24 protein-coding genes and 1 pseudogene are annotated in these 23,480 nt (G+C 70.0%); 15 read left to right on the top strand and 10 right to left on the bottom strand.

Features of this window, described 5'->3' with window-relative positions; all coding sequences use genetic code 11:
- The first annotated feature begins 117 nt into the window (after window positions 1-117).
- The 3 genes from FLW16_RS07395 (at window position 118) to FLW16_RS45010 (ending at window position 3,556) form a co-directional block, all read left to right on the top strand.
- On the top strand, window positions 118-1,215 hold the full coding sequence (locus tag FLW16_RS07395; RefSeq protein WP_142558963.1) for a serine hydrolase: 1,098 nt from the start codon (window positions 118-120) through the stop codon (window positions 1,213-1,215).
- 72 nt (window positions 1,216-1,287) lie between these two features.
- Window positions 1,288-2,502, top strand: coding sequence for a serine hydrolase (locus FLW16_RS07390; RefSeq protein WP_142558961.1), 1,215 nt, complete (start codon window positions 1,288-1,290; stop codon window positions 2,500-2,502).
- Between the two features lie 70 nt (window positions 2,503-2,572).
- Window positions 2,573-3,556 (top strand): IS481 family transposase, encoded by a 984-nt coding sequence (locus FLW16_RS45010; protein WP_142558959.1) that lies wholly within the window; start codon window positions 2,573-2,575, stop codon window positions 3,554-3,556.
- A gap of 366 nt (window positions 3,557-3,922) precedes the next feature.
- Here FLW16_RS45010 and FLW16_RS45005 read toward each other — a convergent pair.
- Window positions 3,923-4,633: pseudogene (locus FLW16_RS45005) on the bottom strand (BTAD domain-containing putative transcriptional regulator); the annotation flags it as partial.
- A gap of 560 nt (window positions 4,634-5,193) precedes the next feature.
- Between FLW16_RS45005 and FLW16_RS07375 the strand changes: the two are divergent.
- Together FLW16_RS07375 and FLW16_RS07370 are read left to right on the top strand one after the other, a co-directional pair.
- Complete coding sequence (locus tag FLW16_RS07375; RefSeq protein ID WP_185949300.1) at window positions 5,194-6,297, top strand: hypothetical protein; 1,104 nt, start codon at window positions 5,194-5,196, stop codon at window positions 6,295-6,297.
- Window positions 6,298-6,415: 118 nt separating this feature from the next.
- A complete protein-coding gene (locus FLW16_RS07370) occupies window positions 6,416-6,880 on the top strand; it encodes a hypothetical protein (RefSeq protein ID WP_142558953.1) in 465 nt (154 codons plus the stop codon).
- A gap of 321 nt (window positions 6,881-7,201) precedes the next feature.
- Here the strand turns inward: FLW16_RS07370 and FLW16_RS07365 are convergent, their stop codons facing one another.
- A complete protein-coding gene (locus FLW16_RS07365) occupies window positions 7,202-8,587 on the bottom strand; it encodes a glycine--tRNA ligase (protein ID WP_142558951.1) in 1,386 nt (461 codons plus the stop codon).
- 164 nt (window positions 8,588-8,751) lie between these two features.
- Window positions 8,752-9,069, bottom strand: a complete 318-nt coding sequence (locus tag FLW16_RS07360; protein WP_142558949.1) for an antibiotic biosynthesis monooxygenase — start codon at window positions 9,067-9,069, stop codon at window positions 8,752-8,754.
- Window positions 9,070-9,190: 121 nt separating this feature from the next.
- Here FLW16_RS07360 and FLW16_RS07355 point away from each other — a divergent pair, with 121 nt between their 5' ends.
- The 3 genes from FLW16_RS07355 (at window position 9,191) to FLW16_RS07345 (ending at window position 10,705) form a co-directional block, all read left to right on the top strand.
- A complete protein-coding gene (locus FLW16_RS07355) occupies window positions 9,191-9,613 on the top strand; it encodes a DUF6703 family protein (RefSeq protein ID WP_260614977.1) in 423 nt (140 codons plus the stop codon).
- A gap of 55 nt (window positions 9,614-9,668) precedes the next feature.
- Window positions 9,669-10,079, top strand: coding sequence for a Fur family transcriptional regulator (locus tag FLW16_RS07350; RefSeq protein WP_142558947.1), 411 nt, complete (start codon window positions 9,669-9,671; stop codon window positions 10,077-10,079).
- A 77-nt stretch (window positions 10,080-10,156) separates the two neighbouring features.
- Window positions 10,157-10,705: a CGNR zinc finger domain-containing protein gene (locus FLW16_RS07345; RefSeq protein ID WP_142558945.1), complete on the top strand. Its 549-nt coding sequence runs from the start codon at window positions 10,157-10,159 to the stop codon at window positions 10,703-10,705.
- Window positions 10,706-10,747: 42 nt separating this feature from the next.
- Here FLW16_RS07345 and FLW16_RS07340 read toward each other — a convergent pair whose 3' ends face one another.
- A complete protein-coding gene (locus tag FLW16_RS07340) occupies window positions 10,748-11,545 on the bottom strand; it encodes an isoprenyl transferase (RefSeq protein ID WP_142558943.1) in 798 nt (265 codons plus the stop codon).
- A gap of 295 nt (window positions 11,546-11,840) precedes the next feature.
- Window positions 11,841-12,608 (bottom strand): DNA repair protein RecO, encoded by a 768-nt coding sequence (gene recO / locus FLW16_RS07335; protein ID WP_142558941.1) that lies wholly within the window; start codon window positions 12,606-12,608, stop codon window positions 11,841-11,843.
- 266 nt (window positions 12,609-12,874) lie between these two features.
- On the opposite strand from recO, the gene FLW16_RS07330 reads away from it, so the two are divergent.
- On the top strand, window positions 12,875-14,473 hold the full coding sequence (locus tag FLW16_RS07330; protein ID WP_142558939.1) for a CDP-alcohol phosphatidyltransferase family protein: 1,599 nt from the start codon (window positions 12,875-12,877) through the stop codon (window positions 14,471-14,473).
- Complete coding sequence (locus tag FLW16_RS07325) at window positions 14,470-15,180, top strand: DUF5941 domain-containing protein (protein ID WP_142558937.1); 711 nt, start codon at window positions 14,470-14,472, stop codon at window positions 15,178-15,180. Before FLW16_RS07330 ends, FLW16_RS07325 begins: the two co-directional genes overlap by 4 nt.
- Window positions 15,181-15,266: 86 nt before the next feature.
- On the opposite strand, the gene FLW16_RS07320 is transcribed toward FLW16_RS07325, so the two are convergent.
- Window positions 15,267-15,761, bottom strand: a complete 495-nt coding sequence (locus FLW16_RS07320) for an ATP-binding protein (RefSeq protein ID WP_142558935.1) — start codon at window positions 15,759-15,761, stop codon at window positions 15,267-15,269.
- Window positions 15,762-15,987: 226 nt separating this feature from the next.
- Here FLW16_RS07320 and FLW16_RS07315 point away from each other — a divergent pair, with 226 nt between their 5' ends.
- Window positions 15,988-16,887, top strand: a complete 900-nt coding sequence (locus FLW16_RS07315) for a helix-turn-helix transcriptional regulator (protein ID WP_142558933.1) — start codon at window positions 15,988-15,990, stop codon at window positions 16,885-16,887.
- Window position 16,888: 1 nt separating this feature from the next.
- Here the strand turns inward: FLW16_RS07315 and FLW16_RS07310 are convergent, their stop codons facing one another.
- The 3 genes from FLW16_RS07310 to FLW16_RS07300 all read right to left on the bottom strand — a co-directional run bounded on the left by FLW16_RS07310 (window position 16,889) and on the right by FLW16_RS07300 (window position 19,336).
- A complete protein-coding gene (locus FLW16_RS07310) occupies window positions 16,889-17,797 on the bottom strand; it encodes a LysR substrate-binding domain-containing protein (protein ID WP_142558931.1) in 909 nt (302 codons plus the stop codon).
- A gap of 70 nt (window positions 17,798-17,867) precedes the next feature.
- Window positions 17,868-18,596, bottom strand: coding sequence for an ABC transporter permease (locus FLW16_RS07305; protein WP_142558929.1), 729 nt, complete (start codon window positions 18,594-18,596; stop codon window positions 17,868-17,870).
- Window positions 18,593-19,336 carry an ABC transporter ATP-binding protein gene (locus tag FLW16_RS07300; protein ID WP_142558927.1) on the bottom strand — a complete coding sequence of 248 codons (744 nt, stop codon included), beginning with the start codon at window positions 19,334-19,336 and terminating at the stop codon, window positions 18,593-18,595. The genes FLW16_RS07305 and FLW16_RS07300 overlap by 4 nt, the downstream gene beginning before the upstream one ends.
- A gap of 64 nt (window positions 19,337-19,400) precedes the next feature.
- Here FLW16_RS07300 and FLW16_RS07295 point away from each other — a divergent pair, with 64 nt between their 5' ends.
- Complete coding sequence (locus tag FLW16_RS07295) at window positions 19,401-20,093, top strand: TetR/AcrR family transcriptional regulator (RefSeq protein ID WP_142558925.1); 693 nt, start codon at window positions 19,401-19,403, stop codon at window positions 20,091-20,093.
- On the opposite strand, the gene FLW16_RS07290 is transcribed toward FLW16_RS07295, so the two are convergent.
- Window positions 20,047-20,733: a TetR/AcrR family transcriptional regulator gene (locus tag FLW16_RS07290; RefSeq protein WP_260614976.1), complete on the bottom strand. Its 687-nt coding sequence runs from the start codon at window positions 20,731-20,733 to the stop codon at window positions 20,047-20,049. The genes FLW16_RS07295 and FLW16_RS07290 overlap by 47 nt on opposite strands.
- A 128-nt stretch (window positions 20,734-20,861) precedes the next feature.
- On the opposite strand from FLW16_RS07290, the gene FLW16_RS07285 reads away from it, so the two are divergent.
- From FLW16_RS07285 to FLW16_RS07275, 3 genes are read left to right on the top strand one after another with little or no spacing between them, the layout of a single operon-like run.
- The gene (locus FLW16_RS07285; RefSeq protein ID WP_142558924.1) at window positions 20,862-21,902 is read left to right on the top strand and encodes a DMT family transporter; all 1,041 of its coding nucleotides are present in this window, start codon (window positions 20,862-20,864) and stop codon (window positions 21,900-21,902) included.
- A 30-nt stretch (window positions 21,903-21,932) separates the two neighbouring features.
- Complete coding sequence (locus tag FLW16_RS07280) at window positions 21,933-22,757, top strand: MBL fold metallo-hydrolase (RefSeq protein WP_142558922.1); 825 nt, start codon at window positions 21,933-21,935, stop codon at window positions 22,755-22,757.
- Between the two features lie 32 nt (window positions 22,758-22,789).
- Window positions 22,790-23,476: a DsbA family protein gene (locus tag FLW16_RS07275; RefSeq protein WP_142558920.1), complete on the top strand. Its 687-nt coding sequence runs from the start codon at window positions 22,790-22,792 to the stop codon at window positions 23,474-23,476.
- The last annotated feature ends 4 nt before the right edge of the window (window positions 23,477-23,480 follow it).

The following is a 23,480-nucleotide window of genomic DNA, read 5'->3' as shown; positions in this document are numbered from 1 at the left end:
CGGGCAGTATCGCAACGTCCACATATGGACCACATATGGTTCGCCGATCGCCCGCCGATATGCGCCGGCCGGTAGATGTGATCACCTCGAAATCCCCATAGAAAGGATCATGACGAGATGAGCCGTGCACGAGCGGCCGGCATGACCGGGTTGGCATCGGCCATGCTGGCGTTGAGTCTCCACACATCCGCCACCGCCGCCGTCGAGGTCAAGACGGGAGACGTCCAGCAGGCGATGAAGGACCTGGCGAAGACGGACGGCGTGGTGGGGGCCATCGGCGAGCTGTACGTCGACGGCCGGCGCCAGGGGCAGGGGAGCGCGGGGACGCGCCTGCTCGGCGGCAAGGGTGGGCACATTCCTGCGGCTTCCCGTTACCGGGTGGGGTCCCAGACCAAGCTGATGACGGCCACGGTGGTCCTGCAACTGGTCAAGGAGGGCAAGCTCGGCCTGAGGGACACGCTGGCCGCCGTTCTGCCGCAGGTGGCGCAGCAGGATCTGGTCGAGCGGGCCGGCGAGATCACCGTCCAGCAGCTGCTCCGCCACAGCTCCGGCATTCCTGACTTCTTCGCTTCAGGGAAGTTCGACGACGCCTTCGACTTCACGACCTACTACTCCCCGATCGACCTGGTGAAGGCATCCCGCGAGGTCCCCCGCACCGGGGAGCCGGGCGCGGGGTTCGCCTACTCCAACACCAACTACGTTCTCCTCGGCCTGATCGTCGCAAAGGTAACCGGCCGCAGCCTGTCCGCCGAGCTGGAGCGGCGTCTCTTCGTACCTCTGGGGATGAAGCACACCTACTTGACCACCAGGCCTCCCCAGGGGGTCAAGGGCCCGCACGGGCACGGCTACTACCCCGACGCCAAGGGCAGGCCGCGCGACGTCGACCGGCAGAACGCGAGCTTCGGCGGCGCGGCCGGAGGAGTGGTCTCCACCTCCGGCGATCTCAGCGCCTTCTACCGCGCGCTCAACCAGGGCCGGCTGCTGCCGGCGGACCTGCAGCAGGCGGTAGGACGGCCGCGGCCCGATCTGTGTGGCGGGACGGTCGCGGCGGCCGCGGGCAGTGGCCCCGGCTTCCTGGCGGTGACTTACACCTCCTCCGACGGCCGCCGCCAGTTCGTGGTATCCACCACGCTGAAGATCGTCAACCAACAGGCCATGCCCGTCAATGACGCCATGAACAAGGCCGCCGCGACCGTGCTCTGCCCCAGCCGATGACCGGAGGCGTCCATCCACCGCGACCTGCGTCCACGAGCCTCCGGACCCCGCGAACCGATCAACGGCATCGACGTGGCGCCCGGTAGCCGGGGCCTCGCCGGCAACAGCGTGATGCAGCTTCCTGTCGATGCACTCTTGAAAAGGAATATCTCCATGGTTGTCAGCCGTAGGGCCGTTGTCGGCGGAGCGCTGCTGATGGCGCTTGCCGCCGGACGGCCGGTCGCGCGGGCGGCGGCCGCGGCCGCTGTTCCCTCACGAGAAGATTGGCGTGCCTTTCATGCCTATCTGAAGGAATTGGCCGCTGCCGGGAAGTTCTCGGGAGCGGTCCTGGTGGCCAAGGACGGCCGGCCGGTACTGAACAACGCCTACGGCATGGCCGACAAGGCTGGGAACGAGGTCAACACGCTGGAGACGCGGTTCTGCATCGGCTCCATGGGCAAGATGATCACCGGCGTCGCCGTCGCCCAGCTCGTCCAGAGAGGCAAGGTCTCCTTCCAGGACACGATCGGCACGTACGTCAAGGGGTTCCCGAACGAGATCGCCGACACGGTAACCGTTCATCACCTCCTCACCCACACCTCGGGCATGGGCGAGGTTCCCGGGAACGACCATGCGCAGACCGACGTCGACGTCCTGATGAAGGAGATCGTCAAGCAGCCGCTGACGTCCGAGCCGGGCACGAAGATGCAGTACAGCAATGCCGGCTACATCGTCCTGGGCGCGATCATCGAGCAGGTGGGCAAGCAGGACTACGCCGACTACGTCCGCAAGCACATCCTGACGCCCGCGCGGATGCACGACACCTTCCTCGGCCCCTGGACGCCCGCCAAGGTTAAGCGCATGGCTCATCCCTACGCACTGTTCGACACGAACGGCCAGTGGGTCGGCATGCCGACGATGGACGGCACCACACCGGAGGGCGAGCTACGCGACCTCGGCGACCAGCCCGACGGGGCGTCGCCCGCTGGTGGCGCCATCTCCACCGTGGGCGACATGCTCAAGTTCGCCCAGGCCCTGCAGGGACACCGGCTGCTCAATGCCAAGCTCACCCGGACCGTCATGGAGGGCAAGGTGCAAGGCCTGAACAAGGACAGCAAGTACGCCTACGGCTTCAGCGACGAGTTGCGCAACGGCGTGCGCGTGGTCGGCCACAACGGCGGCATCCCCGGCTACTGGAGTGAGCTGGACATGTTTCCCACCAAGGGCTACACCATCGTCATCCTCACCAACCAGGACCTCGCCCTCTTCGAGCCACTCAGGAAGGCCAGAACCCTGATAACGGGTTAGCGCCGCCTCTAGGTCTAAAACTGACGGAGGTTGTTGACACCCCGGGTCTCCGATCGTTACGGAGACATCCATGCCCCCATCAGCCGAGCAGCAGCTCGATCGCCAGGCCCGCCACCGCCTGGCGATCATCCGTCACGCTGAAGAGGTCACCGGCAACGTCGCGCAGACCTGCCGGTACTACGGAATCAGCCGCAACGCCTACTACATCTGGTACCGCCGCTATCAAGCCGAAGGCATCGAGGGCCTGCGCGACCGCTCCAGCAGGCCCAAGACCAGCCCGAACGCCACCCGCAGCGACGTCGTCGGAAAAATCATCCATCTACGGCAGCACTACCACTTCGGTCCGCAGAAGATCCAGATGTACCTCAAGCGCTACCACGACATCGACATCAGCAGCTCGGGCGTGTGGCGCATCCTCAAACGCCTGGGCATGAACCGCCTGCCGGCCTCGCAGCGCTACAAGCGCCGCGACAGGCGCTGGAAGCGCTACGAGAAGCAGCAGCCCGGCCACCGGGTGCAGATCGACGTGAAGTTCATCGAGCCGCTTGCCCCAGCCGCGGGCCAGTCGGCAGCCGCCTCCTCGACGACAGGGCGGCCGACCACTCCCCGGCGCAAGAAGTACTACCAGTTCACCGCCATCGACGACTGCACCCGCCTGCGGGTGCTGCGCATCTACCCCCGCTGCGACCAGAAGACCGCCATCCAGTTCCTCGACTACGTCCTGGAACGTCTGCCGTTCAAAGTCGAGGTCATCCAGACCGACAACGGCGCGGAGTTCCAATCAGCCTTCCACTGGCACGCCCTGGACAAGGGCATCGCCCACAGCTACATCAAACCCCGCACCCCGCGGCTGAACGGCAAGGTGGAGCGGTCACACCGCATCGACGCCGAGGAGTTCTACCGCCTTCTCGACGGCGTGGTCATCGACGACACCGGTGTCTTCAACGACAAACTCCGCGAATGGGAGGACTACTACAACTACCATCGCCCTCACGGAGCCCTTGGCGGCCAAACCCCCTACGAACGCCTCAAGCAGAAGACGACCCAGGTGTAACCCGGCCCCGTCAGTTGCACAGCCGCGCACGACCTGCTCGCTGGTGACGGCCGACCGGCTGGCATCGAAACCGCGCAGGTCGGCGAACAGCTGCCCGTCCGGGAAACGATGACGCGCGTGGTGAGCCCAGTGCACCGCGAGGGCGGTCTTGCCGACCCCGGGCACTCCGGAGAGCACAGCCACGACCACGGCTGTCGCTTCCCGTTCGGACATGACCGCCAGCTCGTCGAGCGTGCTCACGGCCTCTGCCCGCCCGGTGAAGCCCATCACGTCCGCGGGCAGCAGGACCGGTCCGCGCCGTGGTGCCGCCGTGCTCGTGGCCCCAGCCGTGGGGCCCTGCGGAGAGAGGGCGTCCCGGTACGCCTGCCGGAGATCGGGGGACGGATCCGCGCCCGGCTCCTCCGCCAGGCGCCGGCGCGTCTCCGCGTAGACCTGCAGCGCCTCCGCGTTGCGCCCCACCGCGGTCAGGGCCCGGATCAGTGCGGCGCTCAACGGCTCGACCAGGGGATGCTCGTCGAGCATCTCCCGCAGGCGCTCGATCACGACCCCGCCCCGGCCCACTGCCGTCTCCAGGCGCGCCAGGTCGAGCACTGCGCCGAGGCGCCGCTGGGCCGCCTCCCTGCGTACGGACTCCGCCCACTCCCCGTTCAGGCCGGTGAGCGGCACCCCCCGCCACAGGCCGAGCGCCTCCCGCAGCAGCTCGGCTCTGCGCGGATCGTCCCCTCGTGTCGCCCGCGCGCGGTCGAGCAGCAGCCGGAAACGGTGCAGGTCCACCTGCTCAGGCCGGACGCCGAGGGCGTAACCGGCATGGCGGTGCTCCAGCCTCGGCGCGTCGCCTCCGGCGGCGGCCTCGCTCAGCGCCCGCCGCAGCCGGGTGACGTAGCTGTGCACGGCCCCGCGAGCGGTCGTGGGCGGCGCCTCGTCCCAGACCCGGTCGATGATCTTCTCGATGGGGACGAGTACGCCCACGTCGACCAGTAACGCGGCGAGAACCGCCTGTTGTTTGCGCGGGCCCGCATCCACCGGATGCGTGTCTGTGGTGATTTCGACCGGTCCCAGCAGCCGGAACTGCACCATGGCCTGTCTGTTCCCCTTTGGTAGCGCGGACCGGTCCGTGCAAATGCGCGACCACAGCTAATCAGGACAGATCGGCTCGGCTCAAGGATTCGTTAAGCGCGAATGGAGCGGGCGGCGAAACGTTGGTGGCACCGCCGGTTCCGCCCTTCTCGCGGGGGCGGGCGGAGACCGCGGGCGGCGCGTGTTCCCGGAGCCTTATGTGCGGTGAACCAGGAGGTCATATGGGCGAAAGCAGGCGTGGATCAACTCGCCGCCGGTCGTCACGCTCGCCTTCACGAAGGTGCTGATCGTCAGGCCCGAACGACGCACACACGCCGGCCGGAGTGCGAGGCGATGAAAGACGCCTGCTGGGCGTCGTAGTGGCTCTACCAGTGCGTATACGTGGCCTATACCGACGTCTCCGATGCTTTGTCGGCCCCTGTTCCCGGGACCGGATTCACCTCCTCGCAGAACCCTCGCTTCCCTCCACTCCCCCTCCTCCTCAACGGGACGCCATGAGCACTCTTCGCATACGAAAAATCACGCTTCTGACAGTGCCGCTTCTATTGCTTTGCGCGCTGATGACGGCCTCCGCGCGAGACGCCGTCGCGCACGCCGCCACCAGGGCGATCACGGAGAACGGCTGCGATCACATCCGTGATCGCTTCCCGTCACTCGCCCGTCAAGGCAAGAGGAAGGTGCTGTGCGTCGCGCCGGTGACACAACCGCCGGGCAGATCGGTCCTGAGTTCGACGAGCGCCGCCGACGGCCCGCCACCCCTGCCCGCCTGGTGCATCGATCCCCCTGACGATCAGTCGAAGAGCGCGTGGAAGACCAGGCGATTCGCCGCCTGCCTGATCAACTATGCGACCGTCAGCGTCTACGACACCACCACGAGGGCTCTGCTCGGCCGCACCATGATCAACTACATGCATTTCATCGGCATGTTCAACGACAGCCTGGAACTCACCGATGTCTTCGCGATCGTCCGCTTCTACTCCGAGGGAGAACTGGTCCCGGACGACGCGCTCAGCTTCCGCCTGGCGGTCAGCTGTTCCTACGGCTGTACGGCCGGCGACTTCGGCCCTCCGATCACACTGCCGGAGAACTCCACCCGCTACCTGACCCCGTCCGTCCCCCATCTCGTGAACGTGCCCATCGACGGGATACGCACCGTCAACACCACGTACGAGCTGCAGTTGACGCATCCGGGCGGGGACACGGAGATGATCAACGTCTTTCCGCCGGAAAAGGGCCCGTACCCTTCGCCGGACATCCGCTGCGACAGGATCCTCAGCGGCGCCGGCTGCGTCATCCCGGGTTTCATCCCCACGCTCGACGGGCTGTCCGCCTACCCGACGGTCAGGGCGCACATCAAGCGTGCGCAGGCCAGTGGGCTTCCGGGAGCCCCCGGCACCACCCCCCTTCACCGGCTTGCCGACCCGGCGAAGGTCAAGAAGAACCGGGACACGGCCTGCCCCGACTCGACGCCCCGTCCACCTGGACTGACATGTGACGAATACCCCATGGCGCGCACCTGGGAGGGCGCCTGGACGAGCGGCGGCGCCTACAGCACGGACATGGTCCTCGACACGGACAACTCGGGCGCGGGAGGGAAGTTCGGAGCACTCGTCACCCGCGATCGGCTGCTGGACCGCGACGCCTTCTGGGTCGATCCCAGCTGATTCCCCGACGGCCACGTCATTCTCATCGCGCCGGGCCCGGTATCGGGCCGGTGACCACGTAGATCCGCCAATGGAAAGGACAGCCGTGTCTTACAGGAACACGACCGCGAAGCGCTTCATGAAAATTCTCTTCGCCGCGGTCATCGGAGCGGCGGCCACGACGGTCGGCCCGATCTCCGCCGCCAACGCCACCACAGGCGAGTGTGACAAGACCTGGGTTCCCGACTACTACAAGGAGGTCGGCGGCGCCGACATCTACCTGGGAAACGCACGCTTCGTCAAGCTGATGAACGGCGGCGCCTTCAACTACAGCTACGCCCAGATCTCGCCGAGCGATTCGGGGTACACGGTCTGGGTCGACCGTAGCCTGCAGGGGATGCCCAGCAGCCTGCCCATGTTCCCCACCACGGAGCAGGTGCAGGCGAACGGCGGCTGGAAGCAGTGCGGTCCGTTCTACAGCTCCAGCAGCAGCAACCTCGTCATGAACTGGAACACCGATCAGCAGCGGCACTACGCGGTCCGCGCGTGCGCGCGCAACGCGCTCGGCAGCTACTGCGGCAACTGGTACATCGACCGGAGCTGACCGGCCGCCCTGCGCTGGTAGGCGGCGTCTGGGCCGGCGGCACCCACGTCACCGCTGATCGGCCACGCCTGCCCACGGCACGATCCTGCCGAGGACCGCGCTGCGGGCAGGCGTTCGGGTGTTCGCGGCCACGCCGCAGGCGCTCGCCCCGGGCACGTTCTGCCAGGCCGGCCCGGTCCGGTACTGCACCGAGCAGACGCCGGCAGGTCGATGGTTCCCGCCCTCACCTGCACCGCCCGATGACAGCCCCCGATAGCAGCACTGCCCGATAGCAAAAGGCGCCTGTCCGGAAATTTCCGGACAGGCGCCTCGTCGCGATGATCAGTCGTTGAGGTGCTGGCGCAGGTACGACTCGACCTGATCGAGCGCGACCCGCTGCTGGGCCATGGTGTCCCGCTCGCGGATCGTCACGGCCTGGTCCTCCAGGGTGTCGAAGTCGACCGTGATCGCGAACGGCGTGCCGATCTCGTCCTGGCGGCGGTAGCGGCGGCCGATGGCCCCCGCGTCGTCGAAGTCCACGTTCCACCGGCGGCGCAGCCGGGCCGCGAGGTCGCGGGCCTTCGGCGACAGGTCGGCGTTGCGCGACAGCGGCAGCACCGCGACCTTGACCGGGGCGAGGCGGTGGTCGAGGCGCATCACGGTCCGCTCCTCCATCACGCCCTTGGCGTTGGGCGCCTCGTCGACCGTGTAGGCGTCGAGGAGGAAGGTCAGCGTCGCGCGGTCCACACCGGCCGCCGGCTCGATGACGTACGGCACGTAGCGCTCGCCCGACTCCTGCTCGAAGAAGGACAGGTCGGTGCCGGACGCCTTGCCATGCGCGGTGAGGTCGAAGTCGGTGCGGTTGGCGATGCCCTCCAGCTCGCCCCACTCGCCACCGGCGAAGTTGAAGCGGTACTCGATGTCCACGGTCCGCTTCGCGTAGTGGGACAGCTTCTCCTTCGGGTGCTCGTAGAGCCGGAGGTTGTCCTTGTTGATGCCGAGGTCGACGTACCAGCGCAGGCGCTCGTCGATCCAGTACTGGTGCCACTCCTCGTCCGTGCCGGGCTTGACGAAGAACTCCATCTCCATCTGCTCGAACTCGCGGGTGCGGAAGATGAAGTTGCCCGGGGTGATCTCGTTGCGGAACGACTTTCCGACCTGGCCGATGCCGAACGGGATCTTCTTGCGCGCCGACTGCTGGACGTTGAGGTAGTTGATGAAGATGCCCTGGGCGGTCTCCGGCCGCAGGTACGCCAGGCCCGACTCGTCCTCGACCGGGCCGAGGAACGTCTTCAGCAGGCCGCTGAACTGCTTGGGCTGGGTGAAGGCACCCTTGTTGCCGCAGTTCGGGCAGGTGATGTCGGCCAGGCCGCCCGCCGGCTCACTGCCGTGCTTGGCCTCGTACGCCTCGACGAGGTGGTCGGCGCGGTAGCGCTTGTGGCACGACTGGCACTCGGTGAGCGGGTCGGTGAAGGTCTCGACGTGGCCGCTGGCCTGCCAGACCTCGCGGGCGAGGATGACGCAGGAGTCGAGGCCGACGACGTCGTCGCGGCCCTGCACCATGGCCTTCCACCACTCGCGCTTGACGTTGTTCTTGAGCTCGACACCGAGGGGGCCGTAGTCCCAGGACGCCCGCAGGCCTCCGTAGATCTCGCTCGACGGGAAGACGAGCCCGCGGCGTTTGGCGAGGCTGACGATCGTTTCCAAGACGTCGGTGCGACGTGCCATCAGTGGAACTCCATCCGGCTGGGTGTCGGCGTTGAGATCGGGGTCAGCGGTGCGATGCTCGCTGAAGCGGGCGGGCCGGCCCGGCCGCCGTGTCGCGGCTGCGGGACGTCCGGCCACCTGCCCGGATCCGTGCTCAAGCTTAGGGGAATCCGGCGCCCCCGCGCTCAAGCCTTGCCCACGGTCCCCGCGTTCGCGCCCTCGCCCGGCAGCGCGTAGACGCCCTCGAAGGCGCTGGGCTCGTTGATCATAAGGGTCATCAGGGGATACATCACCATCCGGGCCGCCGACAGGGCGCGCCGGTAGTAGCCCGCGCCCTCCCACTCGCTGACCACCGCCCACAGGGCCGGCTCGTCCACCGACCTGCCGATCTGCCCGCGCAGGTATCCCGGCTGCGCGGCCAGCAGATCGAGGATGGCGCGCGCCTGGGCGGCGAACTCGTCGGCGCGGGCGCCCGGCACCGAGTAACGGATCACGGCGAGCATGCCGCCCAGCATGCCACCCCTGACGTACGCACCGCCGGGGAGGGGGCGGCCCGGACGGAAGGAGCACAACGGGAGACGCGACAGGGCGAAGACCGGGCGGATGCGCACTAGGCTCGAACGCGTGGGAAGCGAAACCGAACCGCCGCGCCGTCAGGTGCCGGCCCATCCTCTGGCGAGGAAGCCTCCCGCCCGGGGGAACGCGGCGTCCCCGCGGGTGCGGCGGCCGCTGCCGCCGGGCGAGCAGTTCTTCACGCCCGGCGCCACCGGGCTGCGCGCGGCGGTCGAGCGCAAGAGCGCCGCGCCACTGGTCTTCCTGTTCCAGCTGCCCCGCTGGGTGGTCCCTCTGGTCATGGTGGCCCTGCTGATCGCCGGGCTGGTGGTGCCCGACTGGCGTGGCGGGGTGGCCGTGCTTCCGGTGCTCGCGTTCATCGTCGGCCTGGCCTACCTGTCGTGGCCCTCGCTGCGTCCGGTGGGGCGGTTGCTGCGCGTGGCGGTCACGACGTTCCTGGTCCTCCTCGCCGCCACCCGTTTCGGCCTGATCTGACGCAGACCGGCCTAACCTGGTAGCTCGTAGGGCGAAGCCGTACACAGGAGTCCTGATGACGAAGAGCCGCGACGCCGTTCACGAGATCCTCCGCCAGAGCCGGGGGTTCCGCAGCGCGCAGGACGTGTTCGCCGAGATGCGCGCGGTCGGCTCGAAGATCGGCCTGACGACCGTGTACCGGGCGCTCCAGTCGCTCTCCGACGCCGGCCGGGTCGACGTGCTGCGCACCGACGAGGGCGAGTCGGTCTACCGGGCGTGTCAGACCGACACGCATCACCACCACCTCGTGTGCCGGGAATGCGGGCGCACCATCGAGGTGGCCGGGCCGGACGTGGAGCGCTGGGCAGAGGTCGTGGGTGCCGAGCACGGCTTCATCGACGTCACCCACACCGTGGAGATCTTCGGCACCTGCTCCTCGTGCGCGCAGGCGGCCGGGGCTCGCGCGGAGGCGGCCGGAAAGAGCTGACCCCGCCCCGCGCGGGCTGCCCGAGAGGTACGCTGCCTGCGCCGCGACAGGGACCGCCGCGACAAAAGGGAGATGGCGTGCCGTTCAGCCATGACATGGTGTACTCGCTGGCGACGGTGGTGGACCTCATCAACACCGGCGCAGGCGAGCGCGACGGGCTGGCCGAGGTCGGCGACCTGGAGGAGTTCGTCCGCAGGCGGGAGGTCAGCGGAGTCGGGGCGGTGACCCGGCGGGACCTCGCCGAGGTCCAGGCCCTGCGCGAGGAGTTCCACGCCGTGTTCACCGCGCCGGACCAGCCGACGGCGGTCGGCCTGCTCAACACGCTGCTCCAGCGCACCCGCATCACGCCGCACCTCGCCGAGCACGACGGTCACCCCCTCCACGTCCACTACTTCGCGCCGGGCTCGTCGGTCGCCGAGCACCTGGCCGCCGACTGCGGCGTCGCCCTCGCGCACGTGCTCGTGGAGAACGAGCGGGATCGCCTGCGCACGTGCGCGGCGCCCGACTGCTCCCACGTCTTCGTGGACGAGTCGAGGAACCGCTCCCGCGTCTACTGCGACAGCCGCACCTGCGGGAACCGCATGCACGTCGCCGCGTACCGGGCCCGCCGCCGCGACGCCGTCTGACGCCGGGCCCGCCGGCGCCGTGGCTCAGTGCGGCGCCGTGGCTCAGTGCCGCGCGGTGCCGGAGTTCTGGGCCGCCTCGTTCGGAACGGCCCCGCCATACCTGCGGTCGCGCTTGGCGTAGATCTCGCACGCCTGCCACAGGTCGCGCCGGTCGAAGTCGGGCCACAGCTGGTTGAGGAAGACCATCTCGGCGTACGCGGACTGCCACAGCAGGAAGTTGGAGGTGCGCTGCTCGCCGGACGAACGCAGGAACAGGTCCACGTCCGGGATCTCCGGCTCGTCCAGGTAGCGGGCGAAGGTCTTCTCCGAAACCTTGTCGGCCTTGACCCGTCCCGCGGCGATGTCGCGGGCGAGCCGCACGGCCGCGTCCACGATCTCCGCGCGGCCGCCGTAGTTCACGCAGAACTGGAGGGTCAGCCTGCTGTTGCCGACCGTCATCCGCTCGGCGTCCTCAAGCTCCTTGATCACGCTCTTCCAGAGCCGCCCGGGACGTCCGGCCCAGCGGACCCGCACGCCCATCGCGTTGAGCTGGTCGCGCCGCCGGCGGATGACGTCGCGGTTGAACCCCATGAGGAAACGCACCTCGTCAGGCGAGCGTCTCCAGTTCTCCGTGGAGAAGGCGTACGCCGACAGGTAGGGGATGCCGATCTCGATGGCGCCCTCGATGACGTCGAACAGCGACGCCTCGCCCATCTTGTGCCCCTCGGTCCTGGGCAGCCCGCGCGCCTTGGCCCAGCGGCCGTTGCCGTCCATGACGATCGCCACGTGTCGCGGCAGCAGGTCGCGCGGGATGGCGGGCGGCGTGACACCGGACGGGTGCGGAGAGGGAGGACGGACCATGTACCGAGGGTATTGCGTCCGGACCTGTCCTCAGGCGCAGGAGACGTGCGGATCCGGTGCGCATACCGTGCGCATTTCGTGCGTCCCCCGCGTCACGCCGACGCCACCGTGAACGACCCCCGGACCCCCGCAGGGCCGGTCAGATGATCCTCGCTTCGCCTGCGGTCACCTGACCCCTCCACACCGGGGGACGACCCCCGGACCCCCGCAGGGCCGGTCAGATGATCCTCGCTTCGCCTGCGGTCATCTGACCCCTCCACACCGGGGGACGACCCCCGGACCCCCGCAGGGCCGGTCAGATGATCCTCGCTTCGCCTGCGGTCATCTGACCCGGCCACTCCCGTTCCACGTGACGCAGGGAGCGGATGCCGTGCTCCAGGTGCCACTGCAGGTATGCGGCGACCAGGCCGCTGCACTCGGCGCGGTGCCGCGACTCGGAGGCGTCGGCGGCCGCCCAGTCGCCGCGCAGCAGGGCGATCATCAGCGCGATCGTCTCCGCGGCGGGCACCGCGGCGCCGGCCGGGCGGCACGCGCCGCACACCACGCCGCCGGCGACGATCGCGAAGGCGCGCACGGCCTCCGCGCCGCACCGCGCGCACTCCGACAGCGCGGGGGCGTAGCCCGCGACGGCCAGCGAGCGCAGGAAGAACGCGTCGAGCACCAGCCGGGCCTCGTGACCGCCCTCGGCGAGCGTGCGCAGTCCGCCGACCAGAAGCAGGAACTGGCGCAGCGCCGGCTCCTTCTCCCCCACCGTCAGCCGGTCGGCCGTCTCCAGCATCGCGGTCCCCGCGGTGTACCTGGCGTAGTCGGCCACGATCGCCTCGCCGTACGGATGCAGGGTCTCGACCTGGGTGATCACGTCGAGCGACCTGCCGCTGTGGAGTTGCAGGTCGACGTGGGAGAACGGCTCCAGCCGCGCGCCGAAGCGCGACATGGTCCTGCGCACGCCCTTGGCCACGCCGCGGACCTTGCCGGTGCGCCGGGTGAGGATCGTGATGATGCGGTCGGCCTCACCCAGCTTCTGGGTGCGCAGCACGACGCCCTCGTCCCGGTAGAGGCTCACCCCGCCATCGTATGGGTGCGCGCGGGCGGCCGCCCCGTCACACGGTCATTCGCCCCGTTGAGGGGCATGAATGGTGAAAATTCGGTAATGATCCGGCGACGATGCCGGGTGACGAACCCTCCTCAAGCTGTACGTCCAGGGACCGTACGGTAAACCTGGGGTGCATCGGTTCAACCGAAAGGTCACTAAGCTTTGGCTTCCGGCGGACTTCCCCGCGCCGGTCAAGCCTGAGGGCCTGATCTCCCCCCGTTGCGTGAAAGGTTGCCATGACCCGCGTGGTCCTGCTGGGCGCCCCGCCCGGCCCGATCAGTCCCCCGCCGCACGGCGGTCAGCCCGCCCTGCCCGCGGCCATCACGCTGAAATCGCTGCCCGGGGCCCCCTCCGCGTACGACAGGCTGCTCGCGCAGGCCGCCGCTCTGGACCCCGAGCCGACGACGATCGCCCGGCCGGGGGACGCCGCCGCCTACCACAGGCCGTACGGCCGGGTGGTAGAGAGCCGTGACGTCGCCGGCGACCTGCGCGCGCTGGCCGACGCGGTCGAGGGCGCCGAGGAGAACCTGCTGATCCTGCCGGCCGACTCGCTGGTGCACGACGAGCTGATCTACCAGATCACCAAGGCCAAGCGGGGGGCCATCGCACTGGTCGTCCGGCAGGAGCGCCAGGAGCAGGACGAGAACGAGCCTCCGGAGGAGGAGGTGCCGATCGAGGAGGCGGAGCCCGAGATCGGCGAGAAGGTCATCGAGGGGCTGCCCCAGCGCACCCGCATCGGCCGGAGCCGGATCGTCTCGGTCGGCACCGCCTACCACGCGGTGACCCGGCCGAACGCGGCGCTGCTCGGGCCGCTCCACCTCCACCAGCGGCACCTGCCGACTCTCGCCGAGGTCGCCCGCGAGCTGGCGGACATGGCCCACCTGTTCGGCCCCGAGGACGACGTGACCGAGCTTCTCGTGCTCGGCCTGGTCCGGCGCGGCGTGTCGGTGGGCCGGCGGGGCCGCCGCGACCTGTTCTTCCGCCGCATCCGCAGCCAGGCCGACGCCGACGAGGCGCTGGTCGAGATGGCGGGCTACGACGAGGACCGGGCCCGGCTGAACAACGCCGTGAAGGGCGCCGACGGCTTCTTCACCACGTTCTTCGTCAGCACCTACTCGCGCTTCATCGCCCGCTGGGCGGCCCGCAGGGGGCTCACGCCCAACCAGGTGACGCTGATCTCGATCGCCCTCGGCCTGCTGTCGGCCGGCGCGTTCGCCACCGGCACCCGCTGGGGGGCGGTGGCCGGCGCGCTGCTCATCTACTTCGCGTTCGTCTTCGACTGCGTGGACGGCCAGGTCGCCCGCTACGCGCGCAAGTTCGGCGTGCTCGGCGCCTGGCTGGACGCCACGTTCGACCGGTTCAAGGAGTACGCCGTCTTCGTCGGCCTCGCGGTCGGCGCGACGGTGTCCGGGCAGTTCGGCGACGGCGAGGGCATCTGGACGCTGGCGCTGGTCGCGCTGGCCCTCCAGTCGGTCAAGCACCTGCTTGACTTCTCGTTCGGTGCGGCCAACCGGCGCAAGGCGCCCGTGCCGCTGCCCACGCTGGACCTGACGGTCGCCGACGACCGTCCGCTGCGGGAGGCGCTGGAGCAGCGCAGGGCGAGCCGGAGCACCGGCGTTCGCGGGCTGCTGAAGCTGTGGACCAAGGCCGGCAAGTTCCGCCCGGTCCACTGGGCCCGCAAGATGATCGTGTTCCCCATCGGCGAGCGTTTCGCCGCGATCGCGATCACCGCCGCGTTCTTCAACCCCCGGGTGACGTTCCTGACGCTGATCGTCTGGGGCGGCGTCGCGGCCACCTACACCCTCACCGGACGTCTCCTGAGGTCGCTCGCATGATCACTCAGCCGCAGACCATCACGCCGCTTCCGGACCCGGACGAGGAGCGCCGCCGCGTCCAGACCGCGCGCCTGCTCGCCTACCGCGACGACGGCCCGCTCGCCACCGCGCTGAAGGGCTCCCTGGGCCGGCTGCTGCCGCCCGTGCCCGCGACCGTGGTGGCGCTGCTCGCGATCGTGGCGCTGGCCGTCGCCGGCACGCTCACCGACGGCCCGATCCTGCTCGTGCCCGTCGCCGTGCTACTCGTGCTGGTCCTGCCCACCGCCGGCCGCGACCACCTGGGCCGCTTCGACTGGCTCACGCCCCCGCTGCTGCGTGCGGCCGAGTTCATGACGATCATCCTGCTCGGGCTTGCCGCGGACACGCCCAAGTGGCTGCTGTTCGTGCTGCTCTACGTGATCGGCTACCACACGTACGACACCGTCTACCGCACCCGGCAGGGCATCTGGCCCCCCGCCTGGCTCTACCAGGCCGGGCTGGGCTGGGAGGTCCGCCTGCTGGTCCTGGGCGTGGCCGCCGCCGCCGGATGGCTGACCCCCGTTGCGGCCGTCCTCACGGCGTACCTGCTCGTGCTGTTCGCGGTCGAGAGCGTCACGAGCTGGGTCCGGCTGGACAAGGCCTCCGCGCAGGCCCAGGCCGACCAGGATCTGGAGCAGTCGCCCGAGGAGGCGGCCGAGCAGGTCACCGGCGAGGCCGAGCAGGGCTGACCGGACCAGGTCCGAACCGGCCCGAGCGCCGCGGCTCGGGCCGGCCTCGGCAGGTCGATCAGGCGGCCGGCCTCGGCAAGCGCCGCTCAGGAGGCGGGCGAGGCGTCGAACAGCGCCCAGACCACCTTGCCGCCGCCGCGGGTGAGGATCCATCCCCACGCCGCGGTCAGCGCCTCGACCAGGTGCAGCCCCCGGCCCGACTCCGACAGGTCGCTCCAGGCGGAGACCGCCGGCACCCGCTCGCTGGCGTCGCTCACGCCGCAGCCGATATGAAACCGGTGCTTCACCAGCCTCAGCCGGATCGGCGGGGCGTCCGCGGGGTCGCCGGGAACGTGCCGCAGCGCGTTGGTCACCAACTCGGACACCACGATCTGCGCATCCGGCACGAGGCCGGGGAGGCCCCAGCCGCACAACGTCCTGGCGGTGAAGTCACGCGCCGCGGCGGCGGACGTGGTGCGCCCGTGAAAGGTACACGTGGCCGACGGAGGCAGGGACAAGCCGGCGACGTCGTCGCGCTCGAACATCGAGGTCAACCACGGAGGCGCTGTCGCGGCTCCCGGGCCCGCCAGGTCTGCTGTCATCGCCGATCCCTCAGGTCTCACTCATTACATGATGTGAATTTCCCTGCCGTCGTGTATCTTGCCCTGTGCCTTGCGGATGCAAGCACGCGTGCACGTGCAAATGTCGCGCGTCCCCCGACTTTCCGTGGAAGTTCCCAGAAAAGACGGCCTCACCCCGGTCCGGTAGGATGATCAATCCGATTGGTTCACCAGGAATTCTTCCGGGAGCGCCGCCGATGGAGCGATCGTGAACGCACAGGCGGGCAACACCGCCCCCGTACCGGTCGGGACCGCCCGCGGCGGCCCGACGGCCCTGCGGCTTCTGCTCGGGGCCCAGCTCAGGCGGCTGCGCCGGGAGAGCGGCATCACCCCCGAGAAGGCGGCCCGTGCCATCCGCGGGTCGCACGCCAAGATCAGCAGGCTCGAGCTCGGCAGGGTCGGCTTCAAGGAGCGGGACGTCGCCGACCTGCTCACCCTCTACGGCATCACCGACGCCGACGACCGGGCCGTGCTGCTCGACCTGGCGCGGCAGGCGAACATCCCCGGCTGGTGGCACAAGTACAGCGACGTGCTGCCGGGCTGGTTCGAGTTCTACGTCGGGCTGGAGGAGGCGGCGTCCGTCATCCGCTGCTACGAGCTGCAGTTCGTGCCCACGCTGCTGCAGACGCCCGAGTACGCGCGGGCCCTCGTCCTGCGGAGCAACGTGGGGCGGTCCGCCGACGACGTCGACCGGCGCGTGGACCTGCGGATGCGCCGGCAGGAGCGGCTGACCGGGCCCGAGGCGGCGACCCTGTGGGCCGTGATGGACGAGGGGGCGCTGCGCCGCCCGATCGGCGGCCGGAAGGTGATGCGGGCCCAGCTGGAACACCTCATCGAGGTGACGAAGCAGCCGAACATCACGCTGCAGATCGTGCCGTTCGACCACGGCGGGCACGCCGCGTGCGGGGGGCCTTTCACGATCCTGCGCTTCGAAGCGCCCGAGCTGCCCGACGTCGTCTACCTGGAGCAGCTCACCAGCGCCCTCTACCTGGACAAGCCCGAGGACACCGAGGCGTACACGCAGGTGATGAACGCGGTGTGCGTGGACGCACGGCCGGCCACGCAGACCGGCGCGTTCCTGGAGGAGCTGCTCGCCGACCTCGGGTGAACTACCTCCTGGAGAAGAACGCCTGGCAGGTCTCGGCGAAGGCGACCGCCCGGGCGGTGGGCCGCACACCGCGCACCGAGGCGAGCACGACGTCGAGCGCGGGCACGTCGTCGCTGATCGGGACGCACGCGACCCGGCCGCCGTCGTAGGTCTGGTCGTTGTCGGCCCGCTGGTTGAGTATCGAGTAGCCGTGCCCGCCCGCCACCAGGGAGCGCGCCGTCTCGTAGCTCGACGTGCGGAACCGCACGCGCGGCTCGGTGGGGTAGATGGCCCGGAAGTAGTCGCGGCTGCGCGGCAGGTCCAGCAGGATCATCGGCTCGGCCGCCAGGTCCGTCAGCGACACCGTCTCCGCCCGGGCCAGGGGGTGCTCCGGTGGCAGCAACGCGTACGGCCTCGCCCGGGTGAGCGTACGGATGTCGAGGTCGAGGGCGAGGTCGATGGCGTAGACGAGGGCGACCTCGCACCGCCCGTCGAGCAGGGCCGACTCCATGGTGGAGATCTCGCCCTCCGCGACGCTGACCCGCACGCCGGGGTACTTCTCGGCGAACTCGCGCAGCAGCCGGGACAGGTAGAACGGCGCGAGCGTGGTCAGGCAGCCGACGGCGAGCTCACCGGTCAGCGATCCCGCGAGGCCGCGCGCCGACTGGGCGAGCGCCGCGGCGTGGGACAGGAACTCCCTGGCCTCGACGAGGAAGCGCTCGCCCGCGCGGGTCAGCGACAGGCCGCGGGCGTGGTGGCGGATCAGGAGCTGGACGCCCAGCTCCCGCTCCACCTGGGCGATGGCGGCCGAGATCGCCGACTGCGCCACCATGAGTTCTCTGCTGGCCGCGGTCATGCTGCCGAGCTCGGCCGCGGTTACGAAGTAACGCAGCTGGACGAGGGTGAAGTTGACGTCCGCCACGCCACCCATTGTGACCGTCTCCGTGCCCGGCGGCGCCCGCAAACCGGTATCAACTTCGAATGCCTTTTCCTACCCCTGATCAGGCGTTTTCCCTTTGGAAACGCCTGGTGCCCAGGGTAACGCCCAGGACGGCGAAGGCCAGGGACACGATGACCCCCCACAACAGGGCGGACGACGCGTAGGAACCGGCGAAAAGCGCGCGCAACCCCTCGACCGCGTACCGGAACGGCGTGAGCCGCGACACCACGTCGAGCCATGCGGGGGCGAGCGACATCGGCAGCAGCGCGCCCGACAGCAGCATCAGCGGGACCACCAGGGTGGACATCACGGGCGCGAACAGTTCCTGCCGCAGCGTGAGCGCCGCCGTGTACGACAGCGACGCCATGCCGACCGACAGCACGGTGGTCAGCAGCAGCGCCGCCAGCACCCCCGCGAGCGGCGCCCGCAGGCCCAGCGCGTACGCGGCCACGATGATCGCAACCGCCTGGACCAGCAGCACGACGCTGTCCCTGAGCACCCGGCCGAGCAGCAGCGTCACCCTGCTCACCGGCGTGACCCGCAGCCGTTCGAGCACGCCGAACCGCTGGTCGAAGACGATGGTGAAGCCCGACATTCCCGCGCTCGTCAGCCCGAGCTGCACCAGCAGGCCGGGCACGAGGACGGCCCAGGAGCCCACGCCACTGCGGTCGAACAGCGGGCCGAACAGCACGAGGTAGAGGAACGGCTGCAGGGCGCTGAAGACGAGGCTGAACTTGTTGCCGAAGGAGACGCGCAGGTAGTGCCCGGTCAGGGTGGCGAGGGCGGTCACGCGGCGGCCCCCTCGCGCAGCTCGCGGCCGGTGACGGCGAGGAAGACCTCGTCGAGCGTCCGCGCGCCGTGCTCGGACTTCAGCTCGTCGGGAGTCCCCTGGGCGACGAGCCGGCCGTGGTCGATGATCAGGACGCGGTCGCAGAGCGCGTCGGCCTCCTCCAGGTAGTGGGTCGTGAGGAAGACCGTCAGGCCCTCCTGCTCGCGCAGCCGGCGCACGTGGTCCCACAAGTTGGCGCGGCTCTGCGGGTCGAGCCCGGTCGTGGGCTCGTCGAGGAAGAGCAGCTCGGGCCGGTGGAGCAGGCCCATCGCGATGTCCAGCCGGCGCTTCTGGCCGCCCGACATGGTGGCCGTCGTACGCTCCTCCACCCCGGGCAGGTCCAGCGCGGCGAGCAGGGTGGTCACCCGTTCGCGGGCCTGCTCCCTGTTGAGGCCGTACAGGCGGGCCTGGAGCACGAGCTCCTTCCCCACCGCGGAGAACGGCGTGAACGCGCCGCCCTGGGCGACGTAGCCGATGCGGCGGCGTACGACCGCCGGGTCGGCGAACAGGTCGGCGCCCGCGACCGTGGCGGTGCCGGAGGTCGGGCGCAGCAGCGTGGTCAGCATGCGCAGCGTGGTGGTCTTGCCCGCGCCGTTCGGTCCGAGGAAGCCGACGATCTCCCCCGCGGAGACGTCGAGATCGATCCCCCGGACGGCCTCGACCGGGCCGAAGGTCTTGGTGAGCCCTCTGGCGTGAATCATGTTGAGTAGAGTAACACCAAATTTGGAGTCGCTTAAATATTGTTCTCGCCCTTACAATCGAGGTGTGGAAGAGGGCCTGCGGGAGCGGAAGAAGCGGGAGACCCGGCAGCGGATCGCCGACATGGCGATGGGGCTGTTCCTGCAACGGGGCTTCGACAACGTCACGGTGGCCGAGGTGGCCAGAGCCGCCGACGTGTCGGTCAACACGGTGTTCAACTACTTCCGGACCAAGGAGGACCTGTTCCTCGACCGCAGCGAGGAGAGCGAAGACATGCTGGCCCGGGCCGTGCGCGAGCGCCGCGCGGGCGAGACGGCGGTCGAGGCGGTGCGGCGCGACTTCTTCGAGGCCCTCGACGCCGGCGACTGGCGTTATGGGATGAGCGAGGGCCTGGACCTGTTCGTGCAGCGGGTGCGGGAGAGCGTGGCGCTCCAGTCGCGGGTGCACATGCTGGACGTCAACCGGGAGGATCGGCTCGCTCGGACGCTCTCCGAGGAGACCGACGCCGACCCCGACGACCTGACCCCCCGTCTCGTGGCGGCGCAGATCTGCGCCACCGTCCGCACGCTGACCCGCCACTTCGCGATACGGCAGACGGCCGGCGAGGATCCGGCGCTGATCAGGGCGGACATGAGGGAGCACGCCGAGCGCGCCTTCGACCTGCTGGAGCGCGGGATCGGCGGCTACTGCCCGCGGCCCGAGCCGGGATCGCTCAGCCTCCCGCGAGCCGGCGAGCGCTCCACACCAGCGCCTCGGTGACGCGGGCCTGCGACAGGCCCAGGGTGTGCCGCTGGAACTGGTAGACCTCGGGCGCGAGCGGCGCCAGCACGGCGTCCGCCATTCCCTCCGGGTCCGGCACCCGCGCCTCGGTCAGCAGCATCCGCACGTGCGCGCGCCAGAAGCGGTAGGCGCCGGTGCCGAACCGGGCCCTGCCGGTCTCGGCTCCCAGCACGAGGTGCAGGTGACGCTCCAGCAGGTCGATCATGGCGACGTAGAACGCGGCCAGCCGGTCGGCCGGTGAGGCCCCCGGGCCGAGCGGCGGCGGGCCGTTCAGGATGTGTCCCTGCACCTGCCGCTCGTGCTCGTCCAGGAGAGCCGTCGCGATCGACGCGGGGTCCGGATAGCGCCGGTAGAGCGTGGCCCGCCCCACCCCTGCCGCCTTGGCGATCTCGTCCATCGTGACGTGCCGCGCGTCCCTCGTCGCGAAGAGCCGTTCGGCCGCCTTCAGCACCCGCATGCGGTTGCGCGCGGCGTCCGCCCGTTCCCGCACCGGCCCCGAGCGTCCCGGTTCGAGGTCGAGCACGGGCAGTTCCCGGCCGGCACCGGCCGGGATGGTCCCCTCCGACGGAACGCGGCCGTTCCTCCGGTTTCCGCCGGGATCCATCAACCCGTTGTTCATGAGGCCATGGTAGCCCCCCGGCCGAACTATGTGGACATCGCGTCCACTTTGTCTTACGCTCATCCGGACACCATGTCCGGTTCTGGTCCGGCTTCTCGGAAATCCGGTTCTCTAGAAGAGGGATCGCGATGCATGCCCTGTTCCTCGCCTCGGCACTGCTGGTCGGCTGCTTACTGGCAGTGCAAGCCTCGGTGAATCTCCAGCTCAACAAGGCCGTGGGGACGCCGTACGGTGCCTCGACCCTGCAACTGGGCGTGGCGACGGCCCTGCTGGCGCTCCTCGCGGTCGCGGTCGGAGCGATCGGCGCCGTCCGCCTCGCGCCCGGCGTGCCCTTCTGGCACCTGCTCGGGGGTCTGGCCAGCCCGCTCTACATCACCAGCGGGATCCTGCTCTTCCCCCGCCTCGGCGCGCTGGCCGCGGCGGGCCTGTTCGTGACCGGCCAGATGTTCGCGTCGCTGGGGCTGGACCTGTTCGGCCTGTTCGGCATCGCGCGCAAGCCGCTCAGCGTCGGCATCGCGCTCGGCGCGCTCGCGGTCCTCGCCGGCATCACGGTCATCATCCGGGGACAGCGCCCGGCGCAGACGCCGCCCGCGGCGGGACCGGCGCCCGGCGGCGCTCCCGGCACTCCCGGCACTCCCGTCCGTGGCGGGACGGCCACCGTCACCGCCCCGGCCGCGACGGCGCCCGCGGCCGTACGCCGGAGCGGCGGCCTCGGCCAGGGCGGCTGGATCCTGCTGGGCATCGTGGCCGGCGCGGTCCTGCCGGTGCAGGGAGCGGTCAACGCCGCGCTGCGCAAGGACATCCACGAGCCGGTGACCACCGCGATGATCAGCTTCATCGTGGCCACGATCACCATCGCCGTGGTGCTGCTCGTCCTGCTGGCGACGCGCCGCACCCCCCGGCCGCAGCTCGGCGGCCTGCGCACGATGCCCTGGTGGGGCTGGCTCGGCGGCGCCTGCGCCGCGGCGTACGTCACCGCGACCTTCACGCTCATCCCCACGATCGGCGCCGCCACCACCGTGGCGCTGACCGTGACCGGCCAGCAGGTCGCCTCTGCCGTGATCGACAACTACGGCTTCCTGCGGCTGCCCCGGCGCCCGCTGACCGCGCCGCGCCTGTCCGGTCTCGCCCTGCTCATCGTCGGCTCGGTGCTCGTCCAGCTCACCTGAGTCAACTCACCGCGGAAAGGACCCCCCTCCATGACCTCCTATCTGCGCAGCCCATACGAGGCGACACCCGGCGTCACCACGCTGCCGTCGTCCCTCCCCATCAACGGCGCCGGCCTGCTGCCGGTGAACGCCTACCTGATCCGCGGCCCGCAGCCGATCCTCGTCGACACCGGGATGGCGATCGACCGCGGCTACTTCGAGCAGGCCCTGTGGTCCCTGGTCGACCCGGCCGACCTGCGCTGGATCGTGCTCACGCACGACGACAGGGACCACGCGGGCAACCTCAAGGAAATCCTCATGGCGGCGCCGCAGGCCAAGGTCGTCACGAACGGCCTGGCCGTCGCGCGGCTCGGCGAGGAGTGGGACGTGCCCCCGAACCGCGTCCTGCAGGTCAACCCCGGCCGCACGCTCGACCTCGGGGGCAGGGTCGTCTCCCTGCTGCGCCCGCCCGCCTACGACTCCCCCTCGACGCTGGCCCTCTACGATCACGCCACCCGTTCACTGTTCAGCGCGGACAGCTTCGGCGCGATCCTGCCGACGCTGGCGGAGGACGCCCAGGACATCCCGGAGAGCGACTACCTCGCCGGGATGGCCCTGTTCACCAGGGCCAACGCCCCCTGGACCGCACTGGCCGACCCGGCCAAGTTCGACATCGTGCTGGACGACCTGCTCCGGCTCGCCCCCCGGCACATCCTCAGCTCGCACGGCGCCACCGTCGTGGAGGGCACCGAGACGCTCGTGAAGACGCTGCGTGAGGTGCCCTCGATGACGCCGTGGCTGCCGGACGAGGACGTGCTGGTGGAGGCCGTGCTCGCCAAGCACGAGGGGGCCACGCTCAGCGCCGGCGCGGCCTGAGCGATACGAGGCACGACACAAGGAGAACGTCGATGACGACGACACTGACCCCGGAGCCCGGAACCATCATCATCTTCTCGGATATCTGGTGCTCCTTCGCGCACATAGCCGTGCACCGGCTCCACAGGACCCGGGAACGTCTGGGCCTGACCGACCGGGTCCGGTTCGACCACCGCGCCTTCCCCCTGGAACTGCTCAACGACGCGCCCAGTCCCCGGCCGGGGACCGACAGCGAGGTGGGCCGGATGGCCGCGCTCGAGCCCGACGCGGGGTGGCAGCTGTGGCAGGCGAAGGACTGGCTGTACCCGTCCACCACGCTGCCCGCGCTGGAGGCCGTCCAGGCGGCCAAGGAGCAGGGGTTCGCGGCGTCGGAGCAGCTCGACCTGGCGCTGCGGAAGGCGTTCTGGGCCGAGTCCCGGTGCATCAGCCATCGCAAGGTCATCCTGGACGCCGCCGCGTCCACCGGCGTGGTGGACGTGGACGCCCTTGCGGCCGCGCTCGACGACGGCCGGGCACGCAGGGCACTGTCCGAACAGGCCGCCATCGCGGCGACCGACCGGGTGAACTGCAGCCCGCACCTGTTCCTGCCGGACGGCACCGACCACGCCAACCCCGGAATCGAGGTCGGCTGGGTGGGCTCGTACGGCATCGGCTGGCCCGTCGTCTCCTCCGACGATCCGAGCGTGTTCGAGGACATGCTCAAGCGCGCCGCCGCCTGACCGA

This window comes from Microbispora sp. KK1-11, assembly GCF_006874435.1.
Taxonomy (GTDB): domain Bacteria; phylum Actinomycetota; class Actinomycetes; order Streptosporangiales; family Streptosporangiaceae; genus Microbispora; species Microbispora catharanthi.
The sequence above is the reverse complement of the archived record's forward strand: the minus strand, read 5'-3'. Positions and strand labels throughout refer to the sequence as shown.